Here is a 17,467-nt window from a genome sequence, read left to right as displayed (position 1 = left end):
AGAAATTAGTAGGAGGATTATTAATCACAATGGAAAAAAGTTTAAGAGTATGTAATAAAGGACACAAATATTACAAAAGTAGTGATTGTCCTAGTTGTCCAACTTGTGATAAAGAGAATAAACCTGAAAGTGGGTTCTTATCGAAACTAAGTTCACCTGCAAGAAAAGCATTACTTCACGAAGGAATTGATACGTTGCAGAAACTCTCAAAGTACACTGAAAAAGAAATTCTTAAATTTCATGGTATCGGACCAGCTTCCTTACCAATTATGAGAACTTCATTAGAAGAAGAAGGGTTATCATTTAAAGGTTAATATTTTTTTGTAATGATGTACTTGAAATAACTGGCGCGTAATTCCAGAAGGTTTAAAGCTATGTTCGCAGATGTTAATGTAATAAAGGGGAAGTATATTTTTCGATTTATTTCAGTAGTAATTGTAAAACAAAATAGGGGGAATTAAATTGAGTGAGAAGAAAAGGAGATTGGGTTTGCCCGGGGCAATCGTTATCCTAAGTGTATGTATTTTATTCTCTGCTTCTGTTATATCAAGTGCCATTAGAGATTCATCAAACAATGGGGATATGAATGAGTTTGAATTAAATAGATTCAATGATAACTTTGAAGAATTGATAAGCACAATTAAAGATAACAATGAATTAAGCCAATAATGCTAAAAAGCTAGGCTTACTAAATAATGGTAACAGTTATTATTATTGTATTAACTGGTACTAGGGTTGAAGATGAGATCTGCTGTAGCTATTTTTATGCCAAGGGTAGATCGTTCAAGGAGAATTTATCGTATTTTCATAGAAAAAATATATATTGAGGTGAAGAGATGCTTTCAATTGAAATTCCCAATCCATTTAAAATGAATCGTGCGCTTTTTATACAACCGCACCCTGATTACAATGATATTTCTGCAGGGGGTACAATAGCTAAGCTAATAGATGCAGGTACTGAAGTACATTATCTCACTGTCACTAATGGAAGCTCTGGAAATTATAATACTGATTTATCCAATCTGGATGTAATCAATATTAGACGTAGAGAACAGGAAAAAGCAGGTACAATTTTAGGTGTAAAACATTACCATTTGTTAAACTTTCAAAATGGTCACTTGTTTGATAACGAAGAATTAAGAAAAGAGATAGTCTATGTCATTCGTAAGGTTAAACCAGACATTATTTTTACAGTCGATCCTTTTCTAAAGTACGAAACACACATCGATCACATTGTGACGGGCAGAGTTGCTTCTTTTGCGGCTCGTATAAGCCCAAACCCACGATTTTATCCTGAGCAACTTCAAAAAGAGCTTAATGTTCATAGAGTTAAAGCGATAGCGTATTACACAACTAATCATCCTAATACATATATAAATATTGATCGTTATTTGGAAAAGAAAATGGAGGCAATACAAGCCCATACAAGTCAATTTTCTGGTGAATATCTCACTTATATAACTAATTATTTTACAGAGAAAGCAAAACAGGTAGCAAAACAGGTTAAAGATGAGTGCAGTTATGCAGAGTGTTTTAAGATACTTAGTCCTACGCTACTTCATAGTAATGTAGATGCTATTTCTATGTAAAAAATTCACAAAGTTAAAAAACAATGCTATAAAAATATTATGGTTAATAAGAAGACGTATTTGTTTTATAAAACAAATACGTTTTTTATTGTTTAGTTAGGAGGATTATAATTAGAAGTATATTCAACAATTGTTGAATAACTAATTCAAAAATATTTGAACCCTTTATTATATTTCTGTATAATTATTCCAACTAACATATTTGTCAGAGGTGATTTTTTGGAAATATTACAGGCAACAAGTAGAAAAAGAGAAACATATGAAGTTCAATTTTCTTATTCTTCATTATGGGAATGTGCACTTGGGATAGCAGCAGTAACGAATTACCGATTGATTAACACTTTAGAAAAACCAGCAAGTTATTGGAAGAAACTTAGAGGATCATTTTCAGGTAATTTAAACCACCATTTAGATTACGTGGAGAAAAACAACACTTGGAAAGCACTATTACAATTGCTCCACCAGCATGAAAGTAACACACTTGATGAATTCTGCAAAAGTGTCAATTTGTTAGAAGGAATAAAACTTAAATTTACTTGTCTGCCTTACATCGGAGAAAAGTTTCAGCACATAAGGGAAAAAGCTGCAGAAGGTAAAGAGAACGCTATCTTAGAATTGCAACAGATAACGAGTGATAATCCCTTTTTTCCTCAGTATATCAATTTTATTAGTAAAACCGACACACAAAAACTCAAAGATCACCTCATTGAGGTTATGACATTATGGTATGAAACTGTGATAATCCCAGAATTAGAACTGACAAACCAAATTCTACGAACCGATTATGAATCTAAAAAGAAGATGAAACTAAAGATGTCTCCTGAAGAGCTTGTCCAGTGGGCAACAGGGGGAATAAACTACCTTCCTGAGCCAAGTGTTCATAAGGTTTTACTCATTCCACAGTATGTTTATAGACCTTGGAATATTGAAGCAGATATGGAAGATACGAAAGTCTTCTACTACCCAGTAGCAAATGAAAGCCTTTCACCAAATGATAAATATATGCCAAATAACTATTTAGTGCTAAAGCATAAGGCGTTAGGAGAGGAGATTAGGCTTCGAATAGTCAAGTTACTATCTGAAAGAGATCATTCGTTACAGGAACTAACAGAACAGTTGAATACGGGCAAAACTACCATTCATCATCATCTAAAAATATTACGTGCTGCTAAATTGGTTGAAATAATGGAAGGGAAATATTCCTTAAAAGCTAATGTAATAGAACAACTCTTCAAGGAATTAGAGCAGTACATAAAACAATCATAAAAGGAGAATTTATGAATCCTTCTCTATTTAAGAACCGTTCGTTTGTATCTACATGGATTGGAAATGGAATATCTGAACTCGGTGGAGCATTTGGCACATTTTGCAACTCAATATTAATCTTCCAACTTACGGGCTCCACTCTGGCACTTGGAAGTATGTGGCTTTTGTACTTTTTACCATCACTGATTCTTCAGCTATTTATTGGTCCCTATATTGACCGTTGGAGTAGAAAGTGGATTATGATACTTTCGCAATGGACAAGGGGAGCCATATTTGTCATACCGTTAGCTGCATTAATATCAGGAAACCTTGAAGCTTGGCACATTTACGCTGTTCAGTGCGTAGTTGGTTTAATCACGCCTTTCTATGTACCTGCTAATCATGCGATCACTCCCACTATTGTAGACAAAGACCAGTTACAGTCAGCAAATGCTTACATTGACGGAACAGTCCGTTTAATGACATTTTTATCTCCAATAGTAGCTGGAATAGTAATTGAGTATACTGGTGTTCATCTCACTCTTATTCTGGTTTGTTCTTTACTAATCATGAGTGGTTTTACATTACTTTTTATTCAAGAAGACAGAAATATCAGAGAGGTAAGAAAAACATGGTTAGCCGATTTCATGGAAGGGGTGTCTTTTTTCTTTTCCCAAAAAATGATTGTTTGGTTAGGGGTCTTTTTAGCATTCGTTCAATTTGGGGTTGGAGTGACAATGGTTACAACCCTGCCATACATTACCGAAGTATTAGGGGGGACGTATGCTGAATACGGATATTTCATGGCTGGTTTTCCTATCGGATACCTAGTAGGTGCTATCTTAGTTACAAGAATTAAATATAAGAGCCGTAGATTTCTCATGCTTGGTTCCCTTTTCATAGGAGGGCTAACCTACATAGTACTATGTTTTAATTACAGTATCCCTTTAGCAATAACAACAGAAACTATTGGTGGAATAGTAATGGCTATTTTTAGCGTTCATAATACAACTATTATCCAAAAAACGGTACCCAATGACCTAATGGGTAAGATATTTTCAGTTCGTTTATTAATTATTAGAGGCGTCATGCCGTTGGGAGTACTAATTGGTGGTGTATTAAGTGAAGTGGTGGGTGTTCGACCATTGTACCTTTTAATTGGGGTATTAATTAGTATCGTTTCATTAGCAGGAATATGTTTACCATATTTTAAATTTATTGATGAAAAAAGCAGCCAAGAAAAAATGGTTTCTTGAGAGAGGCACCTTTTCATTGGTAAAAAGCGTTTGAGAAACCAACTATATAAAACAACAAGGGGATCACCTAAACGGGTGTTCTGATAAATGTTTTTAGAAGTATTATGGAGGCGAAGTGATTTAACTATCCGTTAAACTTTTAATTTAGAATTCCTGTGTAGTCGATGGTAAATATTTCACTTGACCTTTACGTTGCGTAATAGTTTACATTTTATGTAAATAGATTACAAGGAGAGTGAAATGATGCAAGCCTATCCAATGCCATTCTTTACTAAACTAGAGGTAAGTGATATGAATAGATCGCTAAGTTGGTACAATGATGTACTTCATTTTGATTCCGTATTTCAATTGCCAGATAGTACTGGGGACATTGTAATGGCCCATATCCGTGGAGAACAATATCAAGATATTATGCTTATTCTAGGAAGAGACAACAAAGATATAAAAGGAAAAGGAGTTATCTTAAACTTTTTAGTAAAAGAGGTTGATTCTTTTGCAGAGCGAGCTTTTACCGTTGGTGCAAAAATAGTGGAAGGCCCAATTAATCGTCCATGGAACGCTCGAGAGTTAGTATTAAAAGATCCAGATGGATATTCCATTACCCTTTCGGCGGCAATCTACGGAGATAAATCCTTTGAGGAAATCGAGGAGGATATTAAGACGAATTAAACTTGGTGATTGTTAGGTAGTGATTTCATATTTTAACTATAATACTTCTTCAACAAATTGGCGGGTTAATCCAAGAAGGATTAGTCGCCTTTTTTGTCAATGAATCGCGTTTACGATATAGGAGATTTTATGAAGGATATTAAGTAATTGGAAGAAAGTTATAAATGGATCTAAGAAGGGGAGAGAATATGGATGCCATTGGAATGATATTAAATATTTTATTTCTTGTGCTAATTGTATATGTGATTTCGCGAATAGCCCATTTTTTTAATAATGTAAAAAATAAGTTAAGCGAGATAGACAAGAAATTAGATGAAATAAAAGAGGATATTTCTAATATAAATTAATTACTCTTATGTAGAAAACTCTTCAGCTTACGAGTGTAAGAGTTGAAGATGGGATCGAATTGCAGCGGAAAAAATTACAATTATAAATTCCAAGTAGAACGTGCTTATTATGTAAATTACTTCAAGGATATAAAGAATAAAAAGGATTCCATATCGAATAAGAATATAAAGGATAACACTTATTTCAAGACAAATAAGACTTTGAATTTTGGGGGAGTTTTTTAAACAAGATGAGAAGGGAGAAGTCTTTTGAGCTTAAAACAAGAGAAACATAAGGAGTCAGAAAAGACTGATAAAACCTACTTGACTAAAGGATGGGGCTGTGTCGCAGCTTTTGCACTGTTGCCATATGCGATATTAAAATCGCTTTGGGCATGGGGCTCAACTGTAGGACTTACAACAAAACAAGCTGTACAAAATGTAGCAGCGTTTGGTGAAATATTAAAGGAAGAATCTGCTTTTCTATATACGTTATATACCAATGGAATTGACTTCACAGCTATCTTGGCAGTACTAGCATCTTTATTTGCTTTAGCTCTTGTGACTTCCTGGGGAGAGAAATTACCAAAATGGTTATTAATTATCTTAGGATGGTCGGTTGGGGTGTTGACAGTTCTAATTAGCTTATTAGCAGTTCTTCAATTTTTAGGGGTGCTTCCAAAAGGACACACGGAAGGGTTAGCTGTTTGGGTGTATGTGGTAACGTATGGAGGATTGTTCTTGTGGGGGGTAACTATATTTATAGCGACTCTTTCGTTCCAGCGTCGAATGAAAAACAAACAATCCTCCAAAAACAAGGCATTTTAGGCAATAATCTACTTCGAACTTTCATTATGAATATCCTTTAATTATTGGTGTTCTGGGAGCAATTTACCATTCGGTTTTAATTGTCCTGTAAGTGGTGATTCTATGAATCCTTTAGACCAAGCAAATTTTTGAAATAGATTATGAAAATTATAAAACTAGAAATAGGTAATTAAACGATTCGGAGTAGTAATCAAACAAGGGCGATCACCGGGAATGATCGTCTTTTTCAGTTAATATTTTTGGATATAATAATAAATAGATAGAGTTGTTGAACCAATAGGGCAGTAGTATTGAAGGTGAAACAAATAATTAGCCAGAAATTTGAAGATAGTCTGTTCAGAAAAACAATAAAAGGCTGTTTAACAACAACCCAACAGTGTTGGTTTATTTAACCATTTTTGTATGCATTACGCACCATTTTTTATCTGAAAGGGTATGGAAGTTTAATTTTTTGACGAGGGATTCTGCTCTAGTAAAATTATGGAAGACTTTATTAGAAGTGCTGTTTGTGTCTTTTAGAATTTCTGTTTTTCCATTTACTTTTCTCGCAATTATGTACATTATGACTCAACTCCTCACTTTTAAAGAATAAGCTGAATTCATCTTTTACATATATATCGTATCTCATATTATCAGATTATTGGATTACATTTTGATTAAGACTATGTTACTTTATTAAAGATTTAATAAGTGATACGAAGATATATCGATTTTTAATAATCCCCCTCTAACTATTGGGTGATCTACCGTTAGTGCACATGATGAATGAATGATCGTTTGAATGATTTATATCAATGATTCATTCAATCGAATATTAGCTTATTTAGTATGCTTACGAGATGTAAGGGTAGAGGTGATAGTTTCAAGGCAGCTAGCATGATTCAACAGCCTTTTACAGGAAATTTGATAGATAATGAAGAAAATGCACTAAAATTTATTACTAGCCAATGTCAACTTATTGAAAGATAAATATAGCTACAGCTAGTTCAACATAAAAAAGGATTGTCCTATACCCAGACAACCCATTTTGCTGTTATTTATCCAATTCAAGCGTTTCATTAACATCTGTTGATTCAGAACTTTGCCCTGTCATGCGTTTATAGAGAAAGGCGATCTTTTTAGTAAAATTGCTGGTATCCCAATATTCCGCTGCCTCAGCTTTTACTCTTAACAAGACAACATTAGGATCATCATAAGACGTTTGCATAATTTTCTCATATGCTTTGCTCCATAATTCCTTTTTCTTCTCTAAATCCTCAATGATTTCTGCTCTACCACGAATAGAAACATAGGATTTACCTGCATAAGCCACATTAACTTCTTGATCATGTAAAATTTCTTCATATTTATTAGTCTCTTTCTTAGTGAAAAACCATAAGTCCCCATCAAACTCTACATCTTGTGTTTTCATAGGGCGGGAAATAAGTCCATCTTCCGTTAACGTAGTCAGCATTGCAGTGTCTACGTCTTTAATTAACTCCCTTAATGTTTCCAGCTCTTCTTGTTTTATCTTAGACATCTCCGTCACCTCATTTTTGTTTATAGAGGTATACTTCCCTTTACACTAACTTTTTAATCCTTCAGGTATATCTGCCTGATTACAAAACGAAATGTAACAAATTAATTAAACAGACTTAAAGTGAAACGTAATATAGAAAGGATTTTTTAATCTTCAGTTACTCTAAGAGATTATCACTACGGAGAAGTAACAAAACATCAGAGCAGTTAAGTTTAAGAAGGAGTATAAAATATATTAGCGAATAATTTATTTATATTGTTGAAAGGAGTGATTTATAATGAGATATCAACAAAAGGATTTCAATGCAAAATTAAAGGAAAATATTAGAAATACTGAAATTGCTTTAATAGACTATATGAAAAGATTGTTAAAAGAAAATAAGAGTATTTTTGCTGAGAAAAGTTAGATTTTGATGCAGGGTTTAATAAGGAAGGCAATAACCCTTTTAAGCCAATATACAATTCCTCTGTTTCAATAGGAATTACTGATAAAAAAGGTGAACTTATCTATTTACATATAATTAAAATATGGGAATGTCAACGTTTCTTGTTAGGTATGCCAATTTCAAAGAGTATTCCAGGAAGTAAGATCATCGGTGAACTACTTGATGAATCATTAGAAGAAGTAAAAGAGGAATTGAAGAAAGATATTGAAGAAGTATTAAATGATGTAATATAAAACCATTCTTAGAGAACGGGTGCGTTAATTGAAGAAGAATTAACCGCCTTTTTTATTGAAACTATTGGATTAACAGGCAATAAATATCAGATGAAGAAATGGTTAATAAATATTGGAGTACTGATTGTAACTGTAAGTATAGCCGTATTTATTAGTAAATTTTATTACCCGACCTGTTTAACATACCGATGGAAAGATTAAGTGTTAATGTAAAGTATTTTACTTAAATTATTGGGGCAAGAGTTCAACAATGCATTCTCATAATAGCCATTTTCTATGATAAACCAACAATATTATCCGAAAATTATGTTAGTATTAGAGCAAGACATCGAGTTAATGACAGCTCAATTTATAAAAGAATACCACGATGTGTTTAACAATTTACTCAGATAGGGGTACATATTAATGAACTATATTAAAGATATGAGAAAGTTTATTGGTCACGATACACTATTTACAGTAGGCTGTGGAGTAATTGTTGAACAGAATAAATGTATATTATTACAGCATCGAACGGATGAAGATAATTGGTGCATTCCTGGGGGAGTAATGGAATTAGGGGAAACCTTTGAAGAAACCGCGAAGAGAGAAACATTAGAGGAAACAGGACTAGTAGTACATAGATTGGAGCTATTTGGAATTTATTCAGGAGAAGATTGTTTCGTTCAATACCCAAACAAAGATAAAGTGTATAGTGTACAAGTTATTTTTAAGACAAAGGACTATGAAGGTGTACTAAGACAAACTGGATTAGAAAGTAAGGGACATAGATTCTTTCGAAAAGAGGATTTACCCGAAAACTTAAATCCTCGCCAGAAACAGTTTATCCTTCATTGGGTAGAGGAACGGAACTTCCCGGTTATAAGTTAATTTATTTATAGGGAGTAACGGGACGGGATTGTTTAAGAAGAAGAATAAAGAAATGTACATTAGAAAAGAAGGTAACTCGTATACGGTAGTGAAATTTTTGTATTTAAGTCTACAAGAGTTAAAAAACGATTAGCGAAATTCATTGTCTTTACTTCTTACTTCTGTAAAATACTATAAATTGTTTGGAATATTATGGTATTATTCAGTTAAAGATTTCGAGCTAACAGTTTAGTATAACAAATCTGTAAAGGGGAGAATATGAAGGTAATAAATTTTTTTCTATTTTATTTGTTAGGGTTAATTGGTATCGTATTCATCAGTATAATTCCAGAGTTTATATCGTTAAAAAGTTTCAAAGAATCTCCCAGTTTCTTCACCTTATTCATAGAACATATCCAGACATTGCTTGACCCAAAGGCCTGGGAGTATCGTTATTTTTATTTGGAAAGTGGTTATCCGATTTTTGAAGTGCTACAGGAGCCTTTTATTTATTCGATGAAGATTCTACTTGGTGCTGTATTTTCAGGAGTTATTTTTGCTTTGATCTTAGCCTTAATCGTAACTTGCCTTCCCAGTAGAATAACCGATTATATTAAAAGAATTGTAGATTTTATGGAGTCTATACCTGATTTAATCATTGCTGCACTTTTACAGGCAATAACAATAAAAATGTTTCAAATAACAGACATAAAATTGTTTAATGTTGCTGCCTATTCCGAGGATATTTACTTTGCACCAATACTAACACTCTCTATATTGCCAATGATCTCGATGTTTAAGGTTTTCATGCATTTGTTTGAAGAGGAGCTTTCTAAGACATATATTCTATTTCTAAAAGCAAAAGGAATGAATGGTTTAGAAATTTTAATAAAACATTCTTTAAGGAATATTATGCCTGCTTTTACCCAAAGACTTAAAGTAATCATTTTCGGAATGCTTTCAAGCCAATTTATCATTGAAAGGATATTCAATGTACACGGATTAACGTATTACCTACTTGAAAGTTTTACACCAATTACAATCTCCTTTGTCTTATTCATGATTTTTACGCCCTTTTATGTTTTGTTCTATTGTATTGATTTATGGGCTAATAAAGAGAATCTGTATTTTAATGATATTAGAAACAAGAAAACAAGCATTAAAAGAGTTTATGAGAATTTTATAATTACTAACCAGATTAGGATTAAGAATTTATGCTATAACGTTAAACATTTTAGGGTTAGTAGATATAGTTTACATAGGCATTTAAAAGCATGTTATAGAGCAATAGCGGTTTATTTTAAAGAATGGAAAGTAATTGTAGGAAGTTTATTTTTTGTTGTTGCCATTGGTTATAGTGTTATCTACTCTGTAATAACAGATAATTATGTTGGGCAAGAAAAATTTCTATACAAAGACGATGGCATAACATTAGCCGCAACACCACCATATGCTCGAACCGATCCATTTATCTTTGGTTCAGACCAATTTGGGTTTAGTATATTTGATCAATTGGTAGTTTGGAGCAAAATATACCTTGTTATTTGGCTTATTGATTGCTTTTTTACGTGTTTTTGGTGGCCTCATTTTTGGTGCAATTTATTCTTTTTGTTTAAGCCGAAGAAATCAAAAATGGATGGAAGGTGCTGTCGATTCTCTCCATTTTATGCCTTTAAGTTTGATAGCTTATATTCTCAGTATTTTGCCTTTTCCATTAGTGAACGTATAGTTTGGGAAGTATTTATTTTAACTATTCTTGTTCTTCCGGTTACTACGGTCCTAACTGGAAAGGAAATTAATGAAGTTCTTTCTCGGGATTATATTTCTAGCTCTAAAATGATTGGTGGTAGTAGCACACATTTATTCATAAAACATATCATTCCACATATTGGACCTAAGTTAGCTATTCTTTTTGGTCAACAGTTCATTCAGGTGTTGTTAATTTTTATTCACTTAGGGGTATTTAATCTTTTCTTTGGAGGAACAAAAAACTCGGCAGGATTTGAACCGTCTGCCATTTCCATAACATACGAGTGGTCCGGATTAATAGGTGCGATTGGCAGAGGTGCAATCATTTCAGGATACTATTGGTATTTGTGGGTGTTAGTTGCTTTTATGCTGGCAATTTTTGCCATGCAACTCATCATTCAAGGTATTGTTGAGATTCAGCAAAGGAGAATGGGTGTAATTAGTAAAGGAAAGAAACCAATTAATAGGGGAAAAAGCACTCCATATCCTAGGTATCAAGTTAATGAAAACAGTTTTAAATTGACAAACAAAGTAGAATGAATGACTTGAGTTTTTAATGAGACCTTGTTTAAAGCAGCATCACTTTTCTTAATAGCAGGTATAGCTGAAATCTGGGGGAGACCTTATATGGCAATTGCTTCGAGAAGATAAACCTTCATATCTAGGGCTACTCGGAGGAATAGTATTAGTTATATGTGGTATTATTGCTGCTTTTCAAGCATTTCTATCTTTCGGTAGAGTATATGCAGCCTATGTTGGGTATTTGTTCTGTATTATGGGGATGGGAAATAGATAAAACCACATCTGACCTATACGATTGGATAGGGTCAGGGATATGTTTAGTTGGTGTTTCGGTAATGTTATTAGCAGCACTACGTTACTAGAACACTCTACGAAAGTAAAAGGAAGTAGCATTATATTTAACCAAGGAAATTTGCTCCTTAAGGACAGTGAATCTGTAATTCTACTGTAAAGACTAACTCAAACAGAAGGTTATAAATCATTATTTTTGAGTTAGTCTTTTTTTAAATGATCTAATGAAACGAGGAATAACTCTCTTGAAAGTATAAGCATGACACAGGTACCTCACCAGCTGAATTGCAATGGTGTTATTTCATTAAAGCGTGGATAAATGATTTGAATTAGTCCATGGTATGAACTCAGTTGTATTAGGTGTGATTCAGTTGGTTCGGGAAGCTGGATAGTTCGCTCAAAGTCTCCGTAATATCGTTCTGTTATGATGGCTGTTTCTGATGAAAGGGATGGTTTCTGAAACGTTCCTTTCATGATTAATTGATGCTTTGACTGTAAAGATAGGTGAATAGCTTTCGGGTCTATTCCGGGAGCTTCAATCAAAATATAAATATGTGTATCATCTTGATAAACATCGATTCTAGGATAATCTACATCTCTCTTTAAAACGACGGATTCCTTCTTTTCTTCTTTTTTGAAGAATTTCTCTGGTGGATATTTATCATTGGCATTGGGCCATAATCCGCTTTTTTGAAAACTATGCGTAAAATCGATCCATTTTTTTACTTTCTCCACATCCATATCATCACCCCGTTACAATCCGCTTAAATTTGACCTGACATTGGGATGGATGGGTTAGCGATTTGATCTTGGTCACTCACATCAGGATCAAGAATAGCTGTATTTAACTGTGAACTAGTAGCAGACAAATCCCCCAAAGAAAAGTTCGTACCAAACATTTTCGTATTAGAGGTATGGCTATTATGAACTGTATGGCCAATATCTAAATTCCCATTTTGTGTCATACCATTAACTTTAATACCTAAAAAGTTTATTTGATAAGGCATTCGAATTCTCCTTTTATTAATATTCTCCAAGCTTTAGGTTTGGAAGCCCTATGTTAGGTGAATCAGAGTTTCCGATATCCGTTTGATCATTTACATCTGGATCAATATAAATATTTTCCATCATTGCTTCATTATTTGATAAATCACCATAGGAAGAATTGACCCCCTGGGATTTAATTTTGGAAGTATGACTATTATGGAACGCTTCACCGATTGTTATAGAGCCATTACCTGAAATACTATTAACTTTAAAATTATAAAGGTTAATCGTAATGTGCATCATACTCATCCTTAGGAAGTCTTTGCAGTACTATATGCAAGTTTATACATATAAGTTCATGCGAAGCTTCCATTATGAAGTCTGACACCCGATTCACTTTTCCGACTGCTTAAGCTTTAGGAAAAGACCTTGAACTAGTTATTGAGCTAATCTAATAATTACAAAATCTCATTCCTTTCTTTTACAAACCAAATGAGATATAATAAAGGATGGTAATAGATTTACATACTAAGTATGTCAGAAGCCAATGAAAAACGAATACAATTTTTCTCACAAACTCCTTTACGATACCTATAAGGTAAGTGAGGTTACTGCTCAAGTAAATGTTCGGTTGGTGCAACTTGCCATCAGTTCAGGATGAGTAGTTCCTGCTGATGGGAGTTTTTATGTATTGGACACCTTTTTAGTATGTGATAGCTATCATGGATACTATTACCAAGGTGTTCTTTTTAATTTGCAATGGTATCACTTTAAATATTATGGAGGGATACAACGTTGAGTAAACATGCAGTTGTTTATTGTGAATATCAATTTGGATCGATGGATGGTAAAACTGCGAACGGTCTAGTCCGAGAACCCGGTAAATACAATATTGTCGGAATCATAGATAGTACAAAGGCTGGACTTGATGCAGGGGAGTATTTGGATAGTAAGAAGAGTGGAATTCCTGTTTTTAAAAATTTGGACGAGGCATTACGAAAAGCTGCTAACAGACCGGAAGATTTTATTATTGGACTTGCTCCGGCTGATGCTTTCTTAAATGATGAAGAAAGACAAGTTGTCATAAAAGCAATGGAAGAAGGCCTGAATATTATTAATCCGCTCCAAGAATTCTTAACCGAGGATGAAGAGATCATGACTTTCGCAAAGCAATATAATGTGGAAGTTCGTGATATCAGAAAACCGAAACCAAAGAAAGACTGGCATATTTTCACAGGGAGGATTCTTGACATTGAAACACCGATTATTACCGTTCTCGGTACCGATGGAGCTTGCGGTAAAAGAACAACAGCGGTGATTCTTGATAAAGAATTGCAGGCCAGAGGATATAAAACAGCATTTATTTCAACCGGACAAACTGGACTCATTCAGGGGTACAAATATGGATTTGCAATCGATGCCTTCCCAATGCAATATTTAATCGGCGAAATTGAAAATGAAATTGTCCGAGCTGAAGAAATCGAAAAGCCGGATATTATTATTGTAGAAGGCCAGGGCGCATTAAGCCACCCAGGATATGCAAGTTCCGCAGGGATTCTAAAAGGGGCAAAACCTAAAGCTGTAATCCTCCAGCACCCACCAAAACGAAAGGTATTAGGCGACTTTCCTTTCATGCCAATGCCTAAGGTGGAAGACGAAATCAACCTCATTGAACATTATGCTCAAACAAAAGTGATAGGAATTACCTTAAACCATGAAGGTATGACCGATGAAGATATAGAATCTACAATAACAGATTATGAAAATCAATATAAGCTGCCGGTTACCGATGTTTTAAAATTTGGACCTGCAAAAATAGTTGATAATCTAATTGCATTCTTTCCTTCCCTTTCCCGATCAGAGCAAGTTGGCGTTTCAGAATGAGCAGAATCAAAGCTCCAAGAATTGAAATACATCTCGGTAAGCTTGCTCATAATGCAAAAATATTAAAGACTCTCTTTGGGGAAAAGGGAATTGAAGTAACTGCAGTTGTAAAGGGTGTCACTGCAGACTTAGCTATTGCAAGTTCGCTCATAAACGGTGGAATCACTAGTCTTGCTGATTCAAAAATCATGAATATAAAGAAATTAAAAGAAGCTAAATTAGATGCAACATTAATTCTACTGCGCACTCCTGCACTAAGCGATATAGAACAGGTTGTCGAATATGCGGATGTTAGTATGAACACGGAAATCGAAGTAATCCGAGCACTTTCCGCTGAAGCTCTACGGCAACAGAAAATCCATTCGATTATTTTAATGGTAGAAATGGGAGATTTAAGAGAAGGAATTTTACCTAAGCATCTACCTGCTTTTATCCGCCAAATACAAAATCTAAAAGGTGTGCAAATCGTAGGAATTGGAACAAATTTTGCTTGTTTTGGCGGGGTCATACCAACAGAACAAAAAATGAGACAATTTTCCTCTTTTGTAAGAAGTATTAAAAAGCAATTTTCTCTACCACTTGTCTATGTTTCTGGAGGGAATTCAGCAAATTATCAGTGGTTGTTGAATACGAAAGATGTTGGTACTGTTAACAATATCCGCTTGGGAGAATCAATGCTGTTAGGGAGAGAAACAATACATGGAACACCTATTTCGAATTTATATCAAGATGCCTTCCGCTTTGTTGCGGAAGTAATTGAATCGAAGCGGAAACCTTCTGTACCAATAGGTAAGACTGGAAACAATTTCCTTGGGGAAAGTCTTTCATTTGAGGACCGAGGAACAATTAGAAGAGCAATCTTAGGAGTTGGAAGACAGGATGTATATGTCCCAGGACTTACTCCGATCTTACCTGTTGATATTCTTGGTTCAAGCAGCGACCACATTGTACTGGACGCAAAGAAAGTCCCGTTAAAACCGGGCGATGAAGTAGCCTTTTCTGTAAATTACGGAGCTCTCCTCTCTGCGATGACCTCCCCCTATGTATATAAAAAATATATTTATTCTTCATCTATACAGAGAAAGAAATTGCAAAAAACATTAGCTTAAAAGAAGTTTATATTTTTATGGATAAAAAAGGCTGAATCATAAAATAAAATGATTCAGCCTTTTTGCATCTTATGCTTTTTTTCCAAGGAGCTGCGCTGTCTCTTCTACTACATCCGTCTTACCTTTCTTTACGTAAGCCACCTTAATGCCAAATATAGCAAATAATATGCTGATAATCGGAACGGTATAATTTAGAACCGCAAACGGAGCATATTGTAATGCAGACACTCCTAATGTAGAAAAAATATAGACACCACAAGTATTCCAGGGAACCAATGGAGACGTTAACGTTCCGCCGTCTTCAATTGCTCGAGATAAGTTTTTGGAATGTAAATTTTTGGCTTTGTACGCTTCCGGAAACATTCTTCCAGGAAGGAGAACAGAAATATATTGTTCAGCTGCCACTAGATTGGTAAGAAATGCGGATCCCACAGTTGCTGGGATTAAACTCTTTGCGGTTTTCGCTAACTTCATGATCTGATGTACAATTGAGCGCAGCATACCAGTTGCCTCCATTACTCCAGCAAATGTCATGGCAACGATTGTAAGTGAAACAGTGAACATCATATCCTGAATCCCACCGCGATTAAATAGATTATCTACTAGCGCATTTCCACTCTCAATGAAGTAACCGTCATGCAGTACATTGACCGCCGCGCCAATACTTCCACCTTGGATAAAAACATGACAAAACCAGCCAATGAAAACACCGGCAGTTAAAGCAGGGAGTGCCGGAACTTTTCTCACTACCAAAAGGATAACGACTAAAGGAGCTAAAAATAACCATGGTGAAATGACGAAATTCGCTTCTAACACGGATATAATTTCATTGATATTGCCCGTTCTAAAATCAACTGCATGGAACTGCCGTCCGAGGATAAAATAAACAATCAGGGCTATCCCAAGCCCTGGAATGGTTGTATACATCATATGTTTGATATGCTCAAATAGATCCGTATTCGTTACTCCTGCTGCTAAGTTCGTTGTATCCGATAATGGGGACATTTTATCACCAAAATAGGAACCCGAAATAATAGCTCCTGCAACCATCGGACTAGGAATTCCCATACTGATTCCAATTCCCATGCCTGCAACACCTATCGTACCCATAGTAGACCAGGAGCTTCCAATTGCTAATGATACAATCATACAAATTAAGCATATGGAGACTAGAAATAAAGATGGAGTAAGTAGTTTTAACCCATAATAAATCATCGATGCGATAATTCCTCCACCAATCCAGGAGGAAATAATCAGACCAACCAGCATAATGATAATAATTGCTGGTATTACTAATGTAATACCTTTAACAATACCTTGTTCCATCTCTTTCCATGTATAACCTTGCGTCCAGGCAATAAGACAACACGCTATGGTACCAATAATTAATGGAACATGGGGACTTCCTTCAAATTTAATAATTGTCACTGCCATTACACTTATCATAATAATCATAGGTAATATCGCTAATAAAAAAGGAATCTCTTTTTCTTTATTTTCCATCCTCATACCACCTCATTTTAAAAATAATATGGGAAAATAATTCAATTTAAGAATCCTCGTTATCTTTATTCTATTTTTCCTCGTAATATATTTCCCTGCTTTCTGTTTGTTGGCGGTTTACTAGTAACCATATATATAAATGTAAATGCTCCTATATATAACTCTATCACACTTTTATAAAGAAATGGTCAAAGTCACTTTCTGAGCAGGATATATTAACGGAAGGCAAGGGACTTAGATAGTAGAGAATAGGAATAACAGACACGCAGGATATTTTATAACTAAACTCAATTAGGATTGTTAGATATTTTATCAAGGAAGAGAGTAAAAACATGGCAAGAAAGAACAAGCTAAAAAGTTAAAACTAAGGGGGGAGAGGGGGGAATCTGTATCTATTTAGAAAGCTAGAATAATTAAATGAGGGCAATTTGACTAAGAAACAAAGTGATAACAATTAGTTATT

At 34.4% G+C, this 17,467-nt stretch carries 19 protein-coding genes and 1 pseudogene; 15 read left to right on the top strand and 5 right to left on the bottom strand.

Going from position 1 to position 17,467, the window contains the following annotated elements; translation table 11 throughout:
• The first annotated feature begins 23 nt into the window (after nucleotides 1–23).
• The 8 genes from D8M04_RS03765 (at nucleotide 24) to D8M04_RS03735 (ending at nucleotide 5,913) form a co-directional block, all read left to right on the top strand.
• Nucleotides 24–314 (top strand): RNA polymerase alpha subunit C-terminal domain-containing protein, encoded by a 291-nt coding sequence (locus tag D8M04_RS03765; protein WP_121521539.1) that lies wholly within the window; start codon nucleotides 24–26, stop codon nucleotides 312–314.
• A gap of 148 nt (nucleotides 315–462) precedes the next feature.
• Nucleotides 463–669, top strand: coding sequence for a hypothetical protein (locus tag D8M04_RS03760; RefSeq protein ID WP_121521537.1), 207 nt, complete (start codon nucleotides 463–465; stop codon nucleotides 667–669).
• Nucleotides 670–836: 167 nt separating this feature from the next.
• The gene (locus tag D8M04_RS03755) at nucleotides 837–1,589 is read left to right on the top strand and encodes a PIG-L deacetylase family protein (RefSeq protein ID WP_121521535.1); all 753 of its coding nucleotides are present in this window, start codon (nucleotides 837–839) and stop codon (nucleotides 1,587–1,589) included.
• Nucleotides 1,590–1,808: 219 nt separating this feature from the next.
• Nucleotides 1,809–2,855 carry an ArsR/SmtB family transcription factor gene (locus tag D8M04_RS03750; protein WP_121521533.1) on the top strand — a complete coding sequence of 349 codons (1,047 nt, stop codon included), beginning with the start codon at nucleotides 1,809–1,811 and terminating at the stop codon, nucleotides 2,853–2,855.
• Nucleotides 2,856–2,866: 11 nt separating this feature from the next.
• A complete protein-coding gene (locus D8M04_RS03745; RefSeq protein ID WP_121521531.1) occupies nucleotides 2,867–4,090 on the top strand; it encodes an MFS transporter in 1,224 nt (407 codons plus the stop codon).
• A gap of 240 nt (nucleotides 4,091–4,330) precedes the next feature.
• Nucleotides 4,331–4,759: a VOC family protein gene (locus tag D8M04_RS03740; protein ID WP_121521529.1), complete on the top strand. Its 429-nt coding sequence runs from the start codon at nucleotides 4,331–4,333 to the stop codon at nucleotides 4,757–4,759.
• A 164-nt stretch (nucleotides 4,760–4,923) separates the two neighbouring features.
• Nucleotides 4,924–5,106 (top strand): hypothetical protein, encoded by a 183-nt coding sequence (locus tag D8M04_RS19895; protein WP_147436759.1) that lies wholly within the window; start codon nucleotides 4,924–4,926, stop codon nucleotides 5,104–5,106.
• A 249-nt stretch (nucleotides 5,107–5,355) separates the two neighbouring features.
• The gene (locus D8M04_RS03735) at nucleotides 5,356–5,913 is read left to right on the top strand and encodes a hypothetical protein (RefSeq protein WP_121521527.1); all 558 of its coding nucleotides are present in this window, start codon (nucleotides 5,356–5,358) and stop codon (nucleotides 5,911–5,913) included.
• Between the two features lie 1,033 nt (nucleotides 5,914–6,946).
• On the opposite strand, the gene D8M04_RS03730 is transcribed toward D8M04_RS03735, so the two are convergent.
• Nucleotides 6,947–7,432 carry a pyridoxamine 5'-phosphate oxidase family protein gene (locus D8M04_RS03730; RefSeq protein WP_121521525.1) on the bottom strand — a complete coding sequence of 162 codons (486 nt, stop codon included), beginning with the start codon at nucleotides 7,430–7,432 and terminating at the stop codon, nucleotides 6,947–6,949.
• Nucleotides 7,433–7,709: 277 nt separating this feature from the next.
• Between D8M04_RS03730 and D8M04_RS20530 the strand changes: the two genes are divergently transcribed.
• The 5 genes and pseudogenes from D8M04_RS20530 (at nucleotide 7,710) to D8M04_RS03715 (ending at nucleotide 11,592) form a co-directional block, all read left to right on the top strand.
• Nucleotides 7,710–7,838, top strand: a complete 129-nt coding sequence (locus D8M04_RS20530; protein WP_281277107.1) for a hypothetical protein — start codon at nucleotides 7,710–7,712, stop codon at nucleotides 7,836–7,838.
• 140 nt (nucleotides 7,839–7,978) lie between these two features.
• The gene (locus D8M04_RS20525) at nucleotides 7,979–8,110 is read left to right on the top strand and encodes a hypothetical protein (RefSeq protein ID WP_281277106.1); all 132 of its coding nucleotides are present in this window, start codon (nucleotides 7,979–7,981) and stop codon (nucleotides 8,108–8,110) included.
• A 405-nt stretch (nucleotides 8,111–8,515) separates the two neighbouring features.
• Nucleotides 8,516–8,980, top strand: coding sequence for an NUDIX hydrolase (locus tag D8M04_RS03725; protein ID WP_121521523.1), 465 nt, complete (start codon nucleotides 8,516–8,518; stop codon nucleotides 8,978–8,980).
• Nucleotides 8,981–9,238: 258 nt separating this feature from the next.
• The gene (locus tag D8M04_RS03720; protein ID WP_121521521.1) at nucleotides 9,239–11,248 is read left to right on the top strand and encodes an ABC transporter permease subunit; all 2,010 of its coding nucleotides are present in this window, start codon (nucleotides 9,239–9,241) and stop codon (nucleotides 11,246–11,248) included.
• Nucleotides 11,249–11,272: 24 nt separating this feature from the next.
• Nucleotides 11,273–11,592 (top strand): annotated as a pseudogene (locus tag D8M04_RS03715) (YnfA family protein).
• Nucleotides 11,593–11,794: 202 nt separating this feature from the next.
• On the opposite strand, the gene D8M04_RS03710 reads toward D8M04_RS03715, so the two are convergent.
• The 3 genes from D8M04_RS03710 to D8M04_RS03700 are packed head-to-tail and all read right to left on the bottom strand — an operon-like array spanning nucleotide 11,795 to nucleotide 12,811.
• Complete coding sequence (locus D8M04_RS03710) at nucleotides 11,795–12,262, bottom strand: Hsp20/alpha crystallin family protein (protein ID WP_121521519.1); 468 nt, start codon at nucleotides 12,260–12,262, stop codon at nucleotides 11,795–11,797.
• Between the two features lie 23 nt (nucleotides 12,263–12,285).
• Nucleotides 12,286–12,528, bottom strand: coding sequence for a spore germination protein (locus D8M04_RS03705; RefSeq protein WP_121521514.1), 243 nt, complete (start codon nucleotides 12,526–12,528; stop codon nucleotides 12,286–12,288).
• 16 nt (nucleotides 12,529–12,544) lie between these two features.
• Nucleotides 12,545–12,811, bottom strand: coding sequence for a spore germination protein (locus D8M04_RS03700; RefSeq protein WP_425463997.1), 267 nt, complete (start codon nucleotides 12,809–12,811; stop codon nucleotides 12,545–12,547).
• Between the two features lie 492 nt (nucleotides 12,812–13,303).
• Between D8M04_RS03700 and D8M04_RS03695 the strand changes: the two genes are divergently transcribed.
• Both D8M04_RS03695 and D8M04_RS03690 read left to right on the top strand, forming a co-directional pair.
• Entirely contained in the window at nucleotides 13,304–14,392 is a 1,089-nt protein-coding gene (locus tag D8M04_RS03695) for an N-acetyltransferase DgcN family protein (RefSeq protein ID WP_121521510.1), read from the top strand.
• Complete coding sequence (locus D8M04_RS03690) at nucleotides 14,389–15,501, top strand: alanine/ornithine racemase family PLP-dependent enzyme (protein WP_121521508.1); 1,113 nt, start codon at nucleotides 14,389–14,391, stop codon at nucleotides 15,499–15,501. The genes D8M04_RS03695 and D8M04_RS03690 overlap by 4 nt, the downstream gene beginning before the upstream one ends.
• A gap of 69 nt (nucleotides 15,502–15,570) precedes the next feature.
• Here the strand turns inward: D8M04_RS03690 and nhaC are convergent, their stop codons facing one another.
• Nucleotides 15,571–17,010, bottom strand: a complete 1,440-nt coding sequence (gene nhaC / locus D8M04_RS03685) for a Na+/H+ antiporter NhaC (RefSeq protein ID WP_187695399.1) — start codon at nucleotides 17,008–17,010, stop codon at nucleotides 15,571–15,573.
• Between the last annotated feature and the right edge of the window lie 457 nt (nucleotides 17,011–17,467).

Origin of the sequence: Oceanobacillus piezotolerans (assembly GCF_003665065.1) — a bacterium.
GTDB classification, from domain to species: domain Bacteria; phylum Bacillota; class Bacilli; order Bacillales; family Amphibacillaceae; genus Oceanobacillus; species Oceanobacillus piezotolerans.
Note: the sequence above shows the minus strand (reverse complement) of the source record. Positions and strands in the feature narration are given on the sequence as shown.

Excerpts from the sequence above, each read along its gene's own strand:
- D8M04_RS03745 (WP_121521531.1), top strand. The coding sequence starts at position 2,867 with ATGAATCCTTCTCTATTTAAGAACCGTTCGTTTGTATCTACATGGATT.
- D8M04_RS03690 (WP_121521508.1), top strand. The coding sequence starts at position 14,389 with ATGAGCAGAATCAAAGCTCCAAGAATTGAAATACATCTCGGTAAGCTT.
- nhaC (WP_187695399.1), bottom strand. The coding sequence starts at position 17,010 with ATGAGGATGGAAAATAAAGAAAAAGAGATTCCTTTTTTATTAGCGATA.
- D8M04_RS03700 (WP_425463997.1), bottom strand. The coding sequence starts at position 12,811 with ATGATGCACATTACGATTAACCTTTATAATTTTAAAGTTAATAGTATT.
- D8M04_RS03705 (WP_121521514.1), bottom strand. The coding sequence starts at position 12,528 with ATGCCTTATCAAATAAACTTTTTAGGTATTAAAGTTAATGGTATGACA.
- D8M04_RS03730 (WP_121521525.1), bottom strand. The coding sequence starts at position 7,432 with ATGTCTAAGATAAAACAAGAAGAGCTGGAAACATTAAGGGAGTTAATT.
- D8M04_RS03710 (WP_121521519.1), bottom strand. The coding sequence starts at position 12,262 with ATGGATGTGGAGAAAGTAAAAAAATGGATCGATTTTACGCATAGTTTT.
- D8M04_RS03725 (WP_121521523.1), top strand. The coding sequence starts at position 8,516 with ATGAACTATATTAAAGATATGAGAAAGTTTATTGGTCACGATACACTA.
- D8M04_RS03720 (WP_121521521.1), top strand. The coding sequence starts at position 9,239 with ATGAAGGTAATAAATTTTTTTCTATTTTATTTGTTAGGGTTAATTGGT.
- D8M04_RS03740 (WP_121521529.1), top strand. The coding sequence starts at position 4,331 with ATGATGCAAGCCTATCCAATGCCATTCTTTACTAAACTAGAGGTAAGT.
- D8M04_RS20530 (WP_281277107.1), top strand. The coding sequence starts at position 7,710 with ATGAGATATCAACAAAAGGATTTCAATGCAAAATTAAAGGAAAATATT.
- D8M04_RS19895 (WP_147436759.1), top strand. The coding sequence starts at position 4,924 with ATGGATCTAAGAAGGGGAGAGAATATGGATGCCATTGGAATGATATTA.
- D8M04_RS03755 (WP_121521535.1), top strand. The coding sequence starts at position 837 with ATGCTTTCAATTGAAATTCCCAATCCATTTAAAATGAATCGTGCGCTT.